Genomic DNA, 15,533 nt, shown 5'->3' on the forward strand with positions numbered 1-15,533 from the left:
CTTTGCGTTTTTCAATCCGACTTCGTGCCCCAAACTTCTTTCACATAATCCTCTCTTCCGGAACCCTTTCTATATTGTTTATAATGACTAGGGTTCTTCTTATAATAGTCCTGGTGGTATTCTTCCGCTGGATAAAATTCTGATGCAGGCAAAATTTCCACTGCGATAGGAGAAGAAAATTTCCTAGAAGCTCCTATCTTATCTTTAAATTCCTGGGCTAATTTTTTTTGCGCTTCATTCTTATAATAAATGGCAGCTCTGTATTGGTTGCCTCTATCTGCGAATTGTCCTCCTGAATCTGTAGGATCTATTTGTCTCCAATACGTATCCAAAAGTTTTGCGTAATCGATCTTTTTCGGATCAAAGGTGATCAATACGGATTCTCTATGTCCTGTTCTTCCGTAACCCACGTCTTCATAAGTGGGATTTTTCTCTTTTCCGCCTGTATATCCCGAGATTACGGATATGACACCGGGTAGTTTTTCGAAAGGCCCTTCCATACACCAAAAACATCCTCCTGCAAAAATGGCTGTTTCGGTTTTCGGATTTTCTTCGGAATGAAGAATATTCAAAAAACTAAATATTATGAATATTATAAGTATGGATTCTAATCTTATAAGTTTGAACAAATTTATTCTCATAAGGTTCCTCATCGGTTCATTTTTTTATGAATTTTTAATCTACCTATTCTTACCGAGCACTTGTTCGACTTTTGATTTTTTTCAAAAAATCCTGGTAAGGACAAGCTAGATCAATTTCAGTAGTTATAGATACTTTCGACTGACGTCGGAAAAAGTTACGGACTTATCAACCGTTTCCAATTCTGGGTTTTAATTCTTTATATAGAATGCCCGCCATGCGAGTATCAATGAATTTAAAAACAAAACAATTTTTCTCAAATCTTCCTTACGATCTTTCCTCAAGTATCGCAGTTTTTCTAGTAGCTATTCCTCTTTGTTTAGGGATTGCTCATGCGTCGGGTGCTCCCTTATTTTCTGGAATTATCTCCGGTTTTATAGGTGGGATCGTAGTCGGAATTTTCAGTAAATCCGCCTTAAGTGTCTCAGGGCCCACGGCAAGTTTGACTGCGATCGTTCTTTCAGGTATTAAAGATCTGGGGAATTTCGAAGCATTTCTTCTTGCATTATTGATTGCAGGAATGATCCAAACTTTGCTTGGGATTTTGAGAACAGGTGCATTATCCGCTTATCTTCCTTCTGCCACGGTTGTGGGGATGTCCGTCGCGATCGGTTTGCTTCTGGTCGTAAAACAATTGCCTCACTTAATCGGTTACGATGTGGAAGAATTCGGGGTCGAAGAATTCGACATCACACAAGAAGACGTTAATGAATCCTACCATGATCCTCATGAAGTGAAAGAGACAAACTCTCTAATGTTACTCGTACATGCTTTCCGGAATTTACAAAGTAATGTGCTCGTGATCGGAGTTATTTCTCTTTTATCCTTTTGGATCTGGGACAGATACTTTGCTAAAAAATTCAAATATGTTCCCGCTTCCTTAGTTGCGATCATTCTTGGAACTTCTACAAATTTACTTTTAGGTCATCTACTTCCTGGGGGAGCTTTGAGCCAGGACCACTTGGTCACTCTTCCCATTTTTAAGAATCCTTCCGAACTTTTTGCTCATCTGGATTTTCCGAACTTCTCCTATTGGGATCAGGCTCCTGTATGGACCTTAGCATTGACTGTCGCGTTTGCTTCTTCCTTAGAATCCTTACTTTCCGTGGAAGTGGTGGATAAACTGGACGAGGAAAATCGTAAGACTCCTATGTCCCAGGAATTGATCGCGCAAGGATTAGGAAATATGGCCTGCGGACTTGCGGGAGGGATCCCGATCACAAGTGTGGTGGTCAGAGGTTCAGTAAACGTTTCTTCTGGCGCGAAGACCAAATTTTCCGCCATATTTCATGGAGCTTGGATAGGGATCAGTGTATTACTTTTTCCTAAATTTATGAATACCATTCCGCTCGCTTCTCTTGCGGCGATCCTGACTTTTACGGGTCTCAAACTCGCAAAACCTGCGATGTTCCGTTTGATGTTCCAAAAAGGGTATTCTCAGTTTCTTCCATTCTTGGCAACTGTAGTCGTTACATTCTTCACTAATGTTCTGATCGGAACATTCTGCGGTATCTTGGTGGCTTTGGTTTTTGTTCTATATGAGGATCATAGGACTGCGATCTATAGGGAAGAGCGTCATGGTAAGTTTAGAAGGATCGTTTTAGGGGAAAATTTAGGCTTCTTTCATAAGGCAAAGATCAAGGCAGTTTTGGAAAGCCAACCTTCCGGGATCACTTTAGAAATAGACGGAACTAGAACACTTCATATGGATCAGGATATCAAAGAATTGATCCATGAATTTAGGAAAAATGCCTACCGTAAGGGGATTACGGTGATCCTAGGAGGGATACCGAATATGGAAAATGATATCGAATCCTTGAAAAAAGAAATGAGCGAGTCTTACCAAAAATTATTGAGAAATAACCAGGAATGGGTGGAGGAGAAGACAGCGGAAGATCCGGAGTTTTTCTCTAGACATGCAGAAGGCCAAACACCTCAGACATTGTTCATAGGTTGTAGCGACTCTAGAGTTCCTGTAAATGTGATCACTAAGACCAATCCTGGGGAAATTTTCGTGACCAGAAATATCGCTAACGTGGTTTCTGTGGATGATATGTCCCTATTCAGCGTTGTTCAGTATGCGATCGATGCGTTGAACGTAAAACATATCATTGTTTGCGGTCATACAGGCTGCGGTGGGGTTAGGGCCGCACTTCAAGGAAAGGCAGCGGGCCTTATAGACAACTGGATCACTCATATTAAGGATGTGTATCTAAAACATAGGGAAGAATTGGACGCTTTGCCTGAAGACAAAAGGGAAGAGAGGTTGATCCATCTGAATGTTGCGGAACAGGTAGTGAACTTATATAAGACCGGAATGATCCAAAATGCTTTGGCTAAATACGGGTTTCCTGAGATACACGGCTGGGTATACGATATCCGAAACGGACAGATCAGCGAAGTAGACTATAAGGACATTCTCTCCAAGGAACTTGGAGGGCTGTACGGTTATTCTAAATAGCAGTCGGTTGGTAGAGTAGTTCTTGGACTCTTAGGTATTTGTCCATTCCGTTGATCTCCCAACGGACTACTTCTCCCACTCTAGCGCCTAATACTGCAGAGCCATGAGCGGAGAATAAAGAAAGTTTACCGTTAGCGGGAGCGTTTTCAGTATATTCATCGGGATATACTAGGGTAAATTGAAATGCTTCCGCGTTACCCAAGTCTCTAAGCACGAATTTAGAATTCATAGTGATCAGGTCTTGCGGAACTTGGTTCTGATCTATCTTTTTAGCTTTAGATAGCGTCTTACGTATGATTTCTAAGATACTCGGCTGGACTACTTTGGATTGGGCGGAAACCTCAAGGGTGGAAAGAATCCTTTGATGATCATTCTTTGAAAGAAATCTTTTACCACTCATGACGCGGTGCCTCCCTTAGAAAACAAATCCGAAACTTACATATCCGCGAAATGTACTCAAGCTTTTTTCCTTTTCTTGAATTTTACGAAAATTGCATTCGTTTATGCGACATAGAATTTCTCCTTAAAGATAAATTATACTAAACGAAAGATAAGTTTCGTTCGACATAGGAAGAAGACATGTTCCTAACTTTGTTCCAGCCGACTCGAAATAAATCCTTCGCATTAGTTAAGTACCTGTTTCGTTTAGTCCGCAAAGATATACGACCTATACTGATCCTTCCCAAAGGAAGTTTGGGGCTGGAAGATGGACTCAGTTTTGGAAGAATGATCTCCAAAATTTCAAATCATCACTCTTCAGCAGTGTTGGGCCTCGCAGAAAATTTTTCTCAAGCGGTTCACTTCTGTAAAGAGATCCGATCCGGTACTCTTGGCGGTCATGCAGGAAGAGAACTTCCTATCTTTGTGGATATTACTAGACTTACTCTCGGTCCGGAGTCGGAAGATCTAGAGGAGGCCATCCTAGGTTTGGGGGAAAATTGGAGCAGGATTTTTCCACTGACTTGTTTTATTGAAATAGGAAGGGACAGTTCCAGACTAGAAGAAGCAAGCGGACGTACTTCTCTATTCAGAATTTCTTCTTTAGTCATGGAAAGAAAGGGGAAGGACTGGAGGTCTCTCAAGAGTGAGAAGAAGGATGAGGATTCGTACGGGGACTGGACCTACGAACTGATCTCTGATCTTCTTCCAGACAGAGGCGCTTGAAATTTTTTTCCAATTATGAATAAGACCCGTCCGGCCCCTGTCTTTTTTTTAGGGGCCAAGCTAGGGGGTATTTCATATTTTTAATTGAAGTTTTTTCGATCTCGGTCTTGACTGATAAAAATTTTGCCCCTAATGGGGAAGAGCAGGTTGATCTTGCATGATCGAAAGACGCACGAACAAGTTCGGGGAAAACGGAATCTTCGCCTCTCAACCAATTGCTAAGGGAACATTACTGTTCAGCTATAGCGAATGGATCGAAGATGAGGAATTCGGATGGAAAGTACTCTCCGTCTCGGAAGCCGATGAACTTCCGGAAGAGGAAAAGGAAATCTTCATGAAATACGGCTATGACGTAGACTTCGGCCTAGTCACCGGCCCTTCCGGACCTGAATTTGTTATCAATCACTCCAACTTTATGAACCATTCCTGTGATCCGAACATGTGGTACGATCAAACGGACAATATTATAGCCAAAAGGGATATAGAAGTTGGAGAAGAGCTTACCATCGACTACGGTAACTTCGTAGTGAACTTCGACCAAACCTTTGAATGTGCTTGTGGAGCAACCGGCTGCCGCAAATTCATTCGTAAGGACGATTGGAAACTCTTACTACCTCAGTATAGTCTCAACTTTCCTACATTCATGCATAAGGAAATTAAGAAGATCCTGGTAAAAGTCCCTGCATAGGGACTTTTTTGTTTCTAGATCCAGGATCATTTCCTGATCCTGGATTGCCTTCTCCATAGGATACGGGCAAAACTTTCTCCTTCCTGTCCGGAAGTCTTCCAAAGTTCCGGGTCGCTTGTCTTACGGGCATTCTCTATCGTATAAAAGGCTCCTGGCGCCGTATTCTTTAAGATTCCAAGTACAATGGGTATATCCTTTCTTCTTAATAAGGATAGAATGACTTTGACCGGACCTCTAACTCCCTGAGCTTCCAGTGTGGTTGTGCGATAGCCTGCTTGGGCCAGGTTTTGGACGATCTCTTCTCCCTTTTCAGGAACAATGATGCGGATGAGTGAATGCCCGAGGGCCAGTTTTTCTTCTACCACCATTCCTAGGAAAGTGCCCGTAGCAAATCCACCAGCGTATGCTATATAACAGAATACATTGCTTAGGTTTCTCATGATCTGAGTGATTACGATCAGCCAGAGAAGTACTTCTACAAAGCCTAGGAGGGCTGCCAGGATCTTTCTTTCTCTGGAGATTAGAATGATCCGGACAGTGCCTATGCTTACGTCCGTCATTCTGGCAAAATAAATTCCGAGGGGTAAAACTAGATAATCAAAGGCCCAGTTAGGCATTCGATAATTCTGCAGGTTCCTAGGTGGTTGGCCAGCAATTTACGGTTTGCAGTACACTTCTACGGTTTTGGTGGTATAGAAGGGACCGATCAAGGTATGAATGACTAGATCCACGAATCCGGTTTTGATAATCACTTCCGGATGGTTCCTGTCGCAGCCTGCTTCCATTGGTGCGGTAGTAGGATAAATCCCGAAAACAGTGCTTCCTTGTTTTACTTTTTTATCAGGGCCTGGAGTTTCCTTTGCCAATGCATAGGGAGTATCTCCTCCCTTATGAACCACAGTAGTAGTATGACAACCTGCGGAAAATCCCAAGGCCAAAACCAATATTAGAGTTTTGATTATCTGTAACATTCTATCTCCACTGTTTGAGGGGAATAGATCGCAAGAGTTAACTGCTCCCAAAGTCCGTTCCAAAAACTTGTATACTGATGAACTGATTTAGGTCCGTCTGCACAGTACTTGGAAGTATCCAAGACAAGGTTTCCAGGATAAAGTCCGAAAAAGTAGTAGGCATGTTGGATCTTATGAACTTCTCCCCCTTGTTCTGCCTGCGCAGATCTTAGATCTAAAGCACGTTTGCATTCTTTTGAGCTAGGGTAGATCCTGCATGCTTCCGGAGGGCTTTGGGGATAACGAACCATTGCATGTCTGCAAGATTCTCCGAATCCTAAACTTAAGAATACGATCCCGAGTATCGGTAGAATTTTATCTGCGCGCAACTTCTTCCTCCCAAATTACCGAGGCATAACCAGGGCCATGCACCGCGGCGAATATTCTATAAGAAAGAACTTCCGATGGATCGGAAGATAGATGGTTTAATACCAAGGAATAATCTCCTTTTTCAGGATTGTTGATTTCCAGTTTGCAAGGAGAAAGTTGGCTGATCTTATCTCCACATTTGATTTTAGAATCGAATAGGATTCCTTTTCTTAATAAGGAGACTCCTAGGTCCGGTTTATCCGTTAAAACTTCGATGAGTAGAGTAACTCTGTCTGCCTGTTTGATTCTAAATCTATATTCCCAAGCGCCTGTGAGAATGGTTCCGTCTACCTGAGCTTGGAAAGCGGAGGCTTCTGCTTTGGTAACTTTTTCAAAGCGTAATGGCTCATATCTCTGCTCTTCTCCACAATTATAGAGAAGAGCCAAAGAGAATATGCTGAATATGATACAGAGGCTTATATTCTTTTTCATAAGTTCTGTTGTCTGTATACTCTCACAGGAGTATTGTTTTTTCCAACACTCACGTAGAGATAATAGACCCCGCCGGTGCTTACGGATACAGCGGAGAATATTTGCTGCACGTTAGTGGAATCGGTAAGTCCGTTATTTGCGATTTGAGTCCATACGTTCGATGCAGATCCAGGGTTTGTAGTATTCGTACGATAGATACGGATACCGTTCGGATTATCGAATCCTACATAGAGATACGATCCATTTTTAGCCACCATGGTAATCGTCTTATTGGTAGAATCTCCGAAGTTGGTGATACCGTTTCCGTCGTCTCCCACTACGCTCCAGTCACCGGCATCACATTCAGTGTTCCCGCCAGTGGCAGTAGGATCACATTTCCATAATTGAGCTCTTCGGTTTGTGTCTGTTCCATCGGTACATCCTGTTACAGTTCCTGCACTTTGACGGATACCGCTTGCCTGAGTTCCTTGGATACAGATGGTCCGAGTCACATACAACTTATCGTTAAATTCTGCAAACTGAGCGAATGCTCTATCAGCAGGGATCAGATCATAGAATTTTGCAAGTTCCAAAGAGAACCAATTATTCGTGGTACTGTTATGCCATTTCGTATTTGTTCTTGGTCCTACTTCTGTCCAGTCCGCGCAAGTGTTCTTAGTGGAACATGCTGTAGTAGGGCTAGAAGAATTGGAACGGATGATTGAACCGTTATGACCAACTGCATGTAGACCACCATTCGCAGCATAGATCCTATTCTTGAATACGATCGAAGAATCCACTCCGATATAATATCCCCAGTTCGGACTGCTGTTTACGCTACCGTTTCCTCCGTTGGACGGTCCTCCGAAGTACGGCATATAATCGATTCGTATCCTTCTACCATTGCTACCATCGTAAGCATCACAATTCGAACCCGCAGTACAGTTTCCTGTTCCTGTATCAGCAGTATTAAATGTGATATAGCCGAAGTCAGGAGCATTCAATCCTCCTCCAGTTCCGGTTCCATCATTACTTGGTTTTGCAAAACCAGGGAATACTCTGTCGTTCAGAACACTGATAGAAGAAGTTCCTGCAGTTACAGTTCCTGTAATGGAACCCATATCGATGTACTTGTAATTCAGGTTGGTAGAAGTATCGTTCGAGTAGTAGATATAATCGAAGTTATAATTCGATCCACTCGGAACAGTTCTTGCCGCCGCGATGAAAATATACGGGTTACTTGATAGAGAACCTGTAGTGAAAATTCCTCTTCCACTTTCATTATCTGGGCCGCAACCATTTGCCAGGGTCGCATCGTTTTGTGTACAACCTGAGTGTCCCAAAGTCACGTAAGGAGGAACTGCAATACTATTCTCTCGAGTAGTCGCTGAGTTGGAACTAACGTTAGAAGTGTCGGAATTCTGACCATTCGTATCTTTTACGAAGGAGAATTGGACCGACTCTGGATTAGAGCCATCATAAGCGAAACGTAATGCTCCGTTGCCCGCATTGTTTGGTCCTGTATAGATCTTACTATTGAAGTCCGCTAAGTAACCGAATGTAGAACCGTTCGGATCGATGGAGATCGGACCGTCACCAAAGTTTACAGGAGAAGTTCCACAACCTAAGAACGAAGCTCTATCTCTCGGAGATGATTGGATATTTTCCGAATCTCCAGAATCACGGATGGATCCCCAAGAAGTATTATCGAATCCGTCACCGTTCACGTTATTCGCTGCAATGATCGTATATTGTGCTCCGGTTTGTAATAAGCTGTGAGTAACACAAACTTTTGCAGAATCGGCAGTTGCTCCGCCGCAGACCACTCCATCTAGTATTTTAGCTGAACTGATGGTGCCTAAGTCTGTGGTTCCGACGAATGCATAACGGTTTGCGCATTCCGAAGTGCTGCTACATTCTGCTGAGCCGGCCGTATTGTTTCCGGATTTGATCGGTTTGGAGAAGTTGATGATCACCGTTCCGGTGCTTGCACAAGAAGCCGAGCTGACTTTCAACTGCTCTTGTCCCACAAAGTCTCCATAGTTCGCACAACCTAAATTGTTCGGACTTGCAGAGAGATCTTGAATACCGCTCTTATTTACGATTATTGTATAGTTGTTTCCGGAAGTTTGAGAAGAAGCCAGGGTCAAAGTGTAAACCGCTCCAATACCATTTACCGAAGAAACCGAAATATTAGAAGTAGAGGAGAAGTTACTATTATCCGAACAAGAACCGCTTACCGCAGAGGTCAGCGCTAATTTATAATTAGAAGCAGTGGTTGCCTGGGTAGAATTCACGGATTCCGAGAATGTCACTCTTATAGTAGTCGGGCTCAAAGAAACAACGTTAGACACAGTCGGAGCAGTAGTATCCAGGAACACCACCGTCAATTGAGTGTTTCCACTTACTGAACCACTGGTCGCGGAGATGGTGATTGTTCCTGCTGCAACACCTGTTGCCTTACCTTCTGTTCCTCCTGCATTGCTGATTGTAGCCTTGCTCGTATCGGAAGAAGCCCAGGTAACGGAAGTTGTCAAATTCTGAGTGCTTGAGTCTGAATACGTTCCAGTTGCAGTAAAGTCTTTGGTCTGAGTCGTATACACATTACTGTTCGTAGGAGATACGGAAATAGAAACCAGAACCGCAGCTGTCACAGTAAAATTAGTAGAAGCTGACACGGAACCTAAGGTTGCAGATATCGTGCTTGTTCCGACTGCGACTGCAGTGGCCACACCCTGATTTCCATTCGAATTACTAATCGTAGAAGAAGAAGTATTGGAAGAAGCCCAGGTCACTTGAGCGGTAATATCCAAGGTGGTAGCATCCGAATACACACCGTTTGCTGTGAATGGAGTCGTATATCCTTTCGCCAAACTAGAGTTAGTCGGAGTGATGGAGATGCTATCAAGAACTGCAGCCGTTACGGTAACTACCGTATCCGTACTAGTTACCGAACTATAACTTGCAGAAATCTGAGTGCTTCCTTCTTGCAGGGCAGTTAGTTTACCGTTGGTTCCGGAAGTATTACTGATAGTCGCCTTAGTTTGATCGAAAGAACTCCAGGTCACCTGAGTGGTCAGATCCGAAGTCGAATTGTCCGTGTAATGTCCTGTTGCAGTGAAGTTTTGAGTGCGTCCTTTCGCTATACTCAAAGTAGGAGAAGGAGCAATCGTTATGCTTGTAAGAGCTGCCGCCGTTACGGTCAGTACGCTTGCAGGAGATGTGACCGATCCCAAAGTTGCAGTGATATTTGTGGTTCCAGTAGCAAGAGTAGTCGCAAGACCGTTACTTCCTCCTGCATTACTGATAGTAGCCTTGCTGGTGCTGGAACTTGCCCAGGTAACTGAAGTTGTTAAATCCTGAGTGCTTGCGTCTGTATAAGTTCCAGTCGCAGTAAAGTTTTGAGTCAGTCCTTTTGCAACGCTTGGATTTGTAGGATCCACTTGGATAGAAACTAAAGTAGCAGCAGTTACGGTCAGGTTTGCATTTCCGCTAATACTTCCTAATGTAGCAGATATATTAGATATTCCTAAAGAACCGCTATTCGGAGAAGTTAGAGTCTTTTTAGGTGCAGCTGTCAAAACTCCCAATTGGATGATAGAAGTTTGAGAACTATTCCAAACCACTTGGTCAGTAATATCCGCAGTAGTTCCATCGGAATAGGTTCCGGTAGCTTCAGCAAGGGTAGAAGTTCCCTTGGCGATAGAAGAATCCGATAAATGTACTTCGATTGAATCCAGAACAGCCGAGGTTACTGTAAATGTGATTGAGTTGGATACGGAGTTTAAAGTCGCAGTAATGGTTGCAGTTCCAACGGAGACTCCCGTTGCTTTTCCCTTGGTTCCGTTTGCGTTACTCACACCTACGGTTGAGTTACTGGAACTTGCCCAAGTAACCGAAGTTGTTAGATCCTGAGTGGAATTGTCCGAATAAGTTCCGGTTGCGCTTAGGTTTTCGGATCTACCTTTCGCAACACTTGGATTAGAAGGAGTGATCGTGATCGATTGTAAAACTGCCGAAGTCACTGTCAGTGTTGTAGAAGGAGAGGTAATTGTTCCTAATGTTGCAGTGATATTCGAGGTTCCAACTGCAGCTCCTGTTGCCTTACCTTCTGTTCCAGCCGCATTGCTGATCGTAGCCTTGCTAGTATCGGAAGAAGCCCAGGTAACGTTAGTTGTCAAGTTCTGAGTGGAACTATCAGTATAAGTTCCTGTAGCAGTAAAGTCTTTGGTTAATCCTTTTGCGACACTCGGATTGGTAGGAGTGACTGCAATAGAGACTAATTTTGCTGCGGTGACAGTGATGTCCACGGTAGCACTGATACTTCCAGAAGTTGCAGTGATGGTAGATATTCCTAAACCTCCGCTATTAGGAGAATGCACTTCTATTTTGGGAGTAGAAGTAAAACCGCCCAATTGTAAAATGGAAGTCTGAGAACTGCCCCAAGAAACGGAACTTGTGATATTTTGAGAAGTTCCGTCCGAGTAAACCCCGGTTGCTAAGATAGTAGTGCTTGTTCCTTTCGCAATGGAAGAGTCATCCGCAGTTAATTGGATGGAATCTAAAGCAGCTGCTGTTACAGAGAAGGATACGGTTTCTTCTATTCCGCCTATTTCTGCAGTAATGTCCACTGTTCCTACATTGATACCGGATACTCTACCTTCAAATCCGGAACCGTTATCCACAGTTGCGATAGAAGTATCTTCACTGGACCAGGTCACTTGATCTGTGATTGTTTCATTATGACCATCCGAGAAAATACCGGTAGCTACTAAGTTTAAGGTTCTTCCTTTGGGAGTACTTGGAACGGATGGCGTAATAGAAATACTTTCCAATACAGCAGCGGTAACTGTTACATCAGTACTTCCTCCGATAGAACTCAAGGTAGCGGTGATGGTAGAAGTCCCCATATCTTCCGTGGATAAAAACCCTCTGGATCCTGAGGTATTGCTGATAGTAGCCACTGCTGTATCGGAAGAATTCCAAGATACCGAATTCGTAATATCTTGGTTCGAATTATCTGAATACGTTCCAGTTGCGGTGTACTGTTGATTTTTACCCAATGCCAATGACTTATTGGTAGGCGTCACTGCGATAGAAACTAAAGCAGCAGAACTAACAGTTAGAGATAAATCACTAGCGTTTAATGAATTGTAAGAAGCCTTGATCGAAGTAGCTCCAGAGTCTACAGCGGTAACTAGTCCCGAAGAATCAATGGTAGCAATAGCAGAACTTCCTGTGCTCCATGCAGTGTTTGGATCGTTAGTCAGGTCTTGATTAGAGCCGTCTGCAAAGTTACCGGTTAAATTACATTGTCTAGTAATCCCTTTAGGTAGATTATCCGTTTGGTTTACACAGGAAATGGTAATTGTACTCAAAGGAGCCGAAGTAACCGAAAGAGAAATTTGTGCAGTTTTGTTTTCGTAAGTGATGCTGATGTCTGCAGCTCCTACTCCAGTTCCTGTGGCTTGCCCGCCCGCTGCCAAAGAAATAATATTGGAATCGCTGGTGCTCCATACAGCGTCCGCAGTAATATCTTTATGAGTTCCGTTAGAATACGCAGCAGTCGCTACCAAAGACATGCTCGTAGTTTTTGCGAAACTGGAGTTTGGAGAAGAGATCTCTACTCGGCTTAATGTAGGAGTTCCTCCACCGGGAAGGAAGAATAATCCTCCGCCCCCTTTCTTTCCAGCCGCGAGCCCAACAGCTCCCGTTAATAAAGGCCAAGCCACACATCCTTGGAAAAGAAGGAATGAACACGCCAGTGCGGCGTAAAATTTTTTGGTAGGGTTGATTCCGGAGCTCATATATATCTCTTTCGGTTCGACAGTAGCTGTTCATTCTACTATCGACCTAATTCTATCGGACGATACATATCTAACGACTATTTCAAGAAAAAATAAATACTAAGGATTAGTTTTGTAAGTAAATACTTACTTCGTCCCGAAGATCGGGAGTCGGAGTTCGGCCAATTGCAGAACCCGTTTTAATTTATCAAAACATCACTTGAGTAGTGAAATTTTTATCAGGAGCTAGATTCTGCTATTTGCTTCTAAGAATATTTACTCTTAGAAATGTAAAAAACCAACGAGCCTCAAAGATTATTATTTGAAAGTAGAGATGTAATCGATTGATTACAATACGGATTTCGTAATTCGAACGAATTACATCTTTTTAAAGTAGCATTTTGACTTTAAATTAACATATATAAATCTGAAATGTTTTTCCAAGTTGAGAGAAACAAACAGGATCTCGTTTAGTGAATAAGAGACTAACGTGTATTTTTTGCAGAATTGATTAGTTATGTCCCTATTCACTGAAATTATTTAAAGTCCGGGAGGATCCAGTCCTTATGGAAAAAATCATCTTTGACCTTCATAAGATCCCTATTTGGGTCGATGAACGGCAGGCTTTTTTTGCCGTTTAAAGAAACCCTTACTTCTGCATAAACTGCGATATCGTCACCTGTCCTTTTCTTTTCCTTTTCCCCCAAGAAGTGAGCGAATTGAAGGATCAGATCCGGTTGGGTGCTCATCATAGTTTTTTGGACTTCATTCAGATAAGATTCAGGTAAAACATATTGGATTTCTCCTGTTCGAGAATTGACCACTTGGAAACTCGCGATCCCATTCTTTTGGATCAACATGATATGCCATGCAAATCTAAAACCCTGTTCTGTCCATAAATGGTTTCCGGGATATAAAAAATGCCTGAGAGGAAAGAATATCTGGATCAAAACATATAAGGATACTGTCCAAACTCCGAATCTGGAAATAAACCGAGAGGTGAATTCTCCAAGTTGGGTTTCAAAATTTTTTCCCCATACATTCGGTTTTTCTAAAGTACTCAATAGTATTAACAAAAATTTTGCTGAGAGAAAACGGAAAGCTACCGGCAGTTTGTTCCAAGCGGTTTTGAATAAGTTCCTGAGTTCGCCGTAAGGAAAAATCCCTCTTCTTTTCAAAAATCCTCTGGCTTTAATTGGCCAATTTGGAGGGAAAAATAATAAAGCGGAGAAGATCATGATCCAAGGGAACATTCCTATCGGAAAAAGTCTCCAGGTTAGAATATGAAAGATTAAAATAAAACTGTAAGCCCATGGTCTTAGATTTTTTTTCAGAAGACAGAATGGAACAAATAGATCGAAAAATAAACCCGCGTAACTGAATAGATAACCTGCGATTGGATAGGAAAAAAATCCTCCGATCACGGGAAAGTCCGTATTTCTCACCAACCAAATCCTAAGAGGTTGTGCAGAAAAAAGCCAGTCCGGAACTAATTTTGCCAAGCCCCCGAAAAAATAAACACAACCTATTTGAAATCGAAGGATCCACAAAGACCAATTCGGTATTTTTGGAATACTCCATCTTCCGTTTCGGTATGCTTCCAAAAAATGGGATAAAGAAAAACAACGATCTGCAGGGATCCAGAAGAGAAGAAAGAGTAATAGAAAAACCAAATAGTAATGATTTAGATAAGTGGAAACATCTAGAAGATTAAAATAGGAAAATCCTAACCAATAAATGAAAATGGAAGATCTATATAATACTCCTAGAGAGATAAATAGAGCAGCAACGCATAGTATTATGAAAATAAAATATAATAAAGGACCTGGAATAACTTCCACCCAGGAAAATCCGAAATGTTTAAAATGAAAATCTGGTTCTAAAAAGTATTTTTGGATCCAACCGTAGTGAAGATAACGAGCCGAGATAAAAAATAAAAGAATGCCGAACCCGAATCTAAAAAATCCTAATGACCAAGCGGGAGATTGTTCGAATAGTTCGGACTTATACCGATTCCAAAGAGACAAGTTTGATTCCTTTTTCTATTTATTGAACGGATCGAATGAAACCGTTTCCTATATCGATCCAATTACCATTCAATTTGTTTTTTCCCAATCGAGCAAGCATTCCGGGAACTTCTTCGAAATTAGATGGAAGAATTTCTTCCAAATGAAAAATTTTCTCTCCTTCCGTTTGATATTTATCAAACAAAACGGGAGTGGCACCATCGGAGAGTAATTTTTTCCCGCCTTGGTTCTGAGTTTGTAGCGGATGATCAAAAACAAAAACATCTCGATCTTGTGAGATCGCGTTTGATGCGGAGGACAATGCTCCACTTTTTGTAGGAGCCTCCATCATTAAAAGAGAAGGTGAGATTCCTGTAATGATTCTATTTCTTTTCGGGAATGCATATTTTCTCACTTCAAAACCGGGAGGACATTCAGTAATCACCAAGGCATTGTCAGAAGATTTCATTCTTTTATATAAATTCCTATTTTCTTGAGGATATTCTTTTTCGGGACCCGTTCCCATAACTCCGATCACAGGCATTCCTTGCTCCAATGTCAGGAACATTGCCGCGGCATCCACTCCCAAGGCCAGGCCTGAAATAATACCGTCCAATCCAAGAGAATATACGAAATTCGGAATTAGTTTAGAATAATGTAATGTGATTGGCGAGGCCTTTCTGGTTCCTACGACCGCTAAATAAGAAAGTTTCAGAAGACCTATGTTCCCAAAACAAAATAAATTGGGCGGGGGATCGTAAATTTCTTTGAGAAGACTGGGATATTCCTGGTCAAAATAAGAAACGATTTCCGCTCCCATCTTTTTCAATGAAGAAGAATAATTTTTGGAATCAAACTCTGCTTTTTCTATTAGGTCTTTGGGAAGTATTTCCCTTAATTTTTCTAAAACCTCAGATTTAGATCGGCTCTCGGATAGAAATCTAGATCTGCATAGAATCTTGTACAGACCTGGAGAAGAAAGAGAAAGAAAATCCATGT

General features: G+C 42.1%; 12 protein-coding genes. 3 read left to right on the top strand and 9 right to left on the bottom strand.

Going from position 1 to position 15,533, the window contains the following annotated elements; all coding sequences use genetic code 11:
* Positions 1-11 precede the first annotated feature (11 nt).
* Complete coding sequence (gene msrA / locus CH365_RS04645) at positions 12-641, bottom strand: peptide-methionine (S)-S-oxide reductase MsrA (protein ID WP_100767420.1); 630 nt, start codon at positions 639-641, stop codon at positions 12-14.
* Between the two features lie 227 nt (positions 642-868).
* On the opposite strand from msrA, the gene CH365_RS04650 reads away from it, so the two are divergent.
* Positions 869-3,100 carry a carbonic anhydrase gene (locus tag CH365_RS04650; protein WP_100767421.1) on the top strand — a complete coding sequence of 744 codons (2,232 nt, stop codon included), beginning with the start codon at positions 869-871 and terminating at the stop codon, positions 3,098-3,100.
* Here CH365_RS04650 and CH365_RS04655 read toward each other — a convergent pair.
* A complete protein-coding gene (locus CH365_RS04655) occupies positions 3,093-3,500 on the bottom strand; it encodes a GreA/GreB family elongation factor (protein WP_100767422.1) in 408 nt (135 codons plus the stop codon). The genes CH365_RS04650 and CH365_RS04655 overlap by 8 nt on opposite strands.
* A gap of 179 nt (positions 3,501-3,679) precedes the next feature.
* Here CH365_RS04655 and CH365_RS04660 point away from each other — a divergent pair, with 179 nt between their 5' ends.
* Together CH365_RS04660 and CH365_RS04665 are read left to right on the top strand one after the other, a co-directional pair.
* Positions 3,680-4,264 carry a hypothetical protein gene (locus CH365_RS04660; protein ID WP_100767423.1) on the top strand — a complete coding sequence of 195 codons (585 nt, stop codon included), beginning with the start codon at positions 3,680-3,682 and terminating at the stop codon, positions 4,262-4,264.
* Positions 4,265-4,421: 157 nt separating this feature from the next.
* Entirely contained in the window at positions 4,422-4,952 is a 531-nt protein-coding gene (locus tag CH365_RS04665; RefSeq protein WP_100767424.1) for an SET domain-containing protein, read from the top strand.
* Between the two features lie 26 nt (positions 4,953-4,978).
* On the opposite strand, the gene CH365_RS04670 is transcribed toward CH365_RS04665, so the two are convergent.
* The 7 genes from CH365_RS04670 to CH365_RS04700 form a co-directional block, all read right to left on the bottom strand.
* A complete protein-coding gene (locus CH365_RS04670) occupies positions 4,979-5,569 on the bottom strand; it encodes a DUF2179 domain-containing protein (RefSeq protein ID WP_100767425.1) in 591 nt (196 codons plus the stop codon).
* A 39-nt stretch (positions 5,570-5,608) separates the two neighbouring features.
* Positions 5,609-5,923 (bottom strand): LIC_10461 domain-containing protein, encoded by a 315-nt coding sequence (locus CH365_RS04675; RefSeq protein ID WP_100767426.1) that lies wholly within the window; start codon positions 5,921-5,923, stop codon positions 5,609-5,611.
* The gene (locus CH365_RS04680; protein ID WP_100767427.1) at positions 5,911-6,291 is read right to left on the bottom strand and encodes a Bor/Iss family lipoprotein; all 381 of its coding nucleotides are present in this window, start codon (positions 6,289-6,291) and stop codon (positions 5,911-5,913) included. Before CH365_RS04680 ends, CH365_RS04675 begins: the two co-directional genes overlap by 13 nt.
* Positions 6,278-6,763, bottom strand: coding sequence for an LIC_10463 family lipoprotein (locus tag CH365_RS04685; protein ID WP_100767428.1), 486 nt, complete (start codon positions 6,761-6,763; stop codon positions 6,278-6,280). Before CH365_RS04685 ends, CH365_RS04680 begins: the two co-directional genes overlap by 14 nt.
* The gene (locus CH365_RS04690; protein WP_100767429.1) at positions 6,760-12,549 is read right to left on the bottom strand and encodes a beta strand repeat-containing protein; all 5,790 of its coding nucleotides are present in this window, start codon (positions 12,547-12,549) and stop codon (positions 6,760-6,762) included. The genes CH365_RS04685 and CH365_RS04690 overlap by 4 nt, the downstream gene beginning before the upstream one ends.
* Before the next feature lie 515 nt (positions 12,550-13,064).
* Positions 13,065-14,555, bottom strand: a complete 1,491-nt coding sequence (locus CH365_RS04695; RefSeq protein ID WP_100767430.1) for an HTTM domain-containing protein — start codon at positions 14,553-14,555, stop codon at positions 13,065-13,067.
* A gap of 19 nt (positions 14,556-14,574) precedes the next feature.
* A complete protein-coding gene (locus CH365_RS04700; RefSeq protein ID WP_100767431.1) occupies positions 14,575-15,531 on the bottom strand; it encodes a DNA-processing protein DprA in 957 nt (318 codons plus the stop codon).
* Positions 15,532-15,533: the final 2 nt, after the last annotated feature.

The organism is Leptospira neocaledonica (assembly GCF_002812205.1).
Classification (GTDB): Bacteria; Spirochaetota; Leptospiria; order Leptospirales; family Leptospiraceae; genus Leptospira_B; species Leptospira_B neocaledonica.

Coding starts and splice junctions, on each gene's coding strand:
- msrA (WP_100767420.1), bottom strand. CDS start 641: ATGAGAATAAATTTGTTCAAACTTATAAGATTAGAATCCATACTTATA.
- CH365_RS04650 (WP_100767421.1), top strand. CDS start 869: ATGAATTTAAAAACAAAACAATTTTTCTCAAATCTTCCTTACGATCTT.
- CH365_RS04655 (WP_100767422.1), bottom strand. CDS start 3,500: ATGAGTGGTAAAAGATTTCTTTCAAAGAATGATCATCAAAGGATTCTT.
- CH365_RS04660 (WP_100767423.1), top strand. CDS start 3,680: ATGTTCCTAACTTTGTTCCAGCCGACTCGAAATAAATCCTTCGCATTA.
- CH365_RS04665 (WP_100767424.1), top strand. CDS start 4,422: ATGATCGAAAGACGCACGAACAAGTTCGGGGAAAACGGAATCTTCGCC.
- CH365_RS04670 (WP_100767425.1), bottom strand. CDS start 5,569: ATGCCTAACTGGGCCTTTGATTATCTAGTTTTACCCCTCGGAATTTAT.
- CH365_RS04675 (WP_100767426.1), bottom strand. CDS start 5,923: ATGTTACAGATAATCAAAACTCTAATATTGGTTTTGGCCTTGGGATTT.
- CH365_RS04685 (WP_100767428.1), bottom strand. CDS start 6,763: ATGAAAAAGAATATAAGCCTCTGTATCATATTCAGCATATTCTCTTTG.
- CH365_RS04690 (WP_100767429.1), bottom strand. CDS start 12,549: ATGAGCTCCGGAATCAACCCTACCAAAAAATTTTACGCCGCACTGGCG.
- CH365_RS04700 (WP_100767431.1), bottom strand. CDS start 15,531: ATGGATTTTCTTTCTCTTTCTTCTCCAGGTCTGTACAAGATTCTATGC.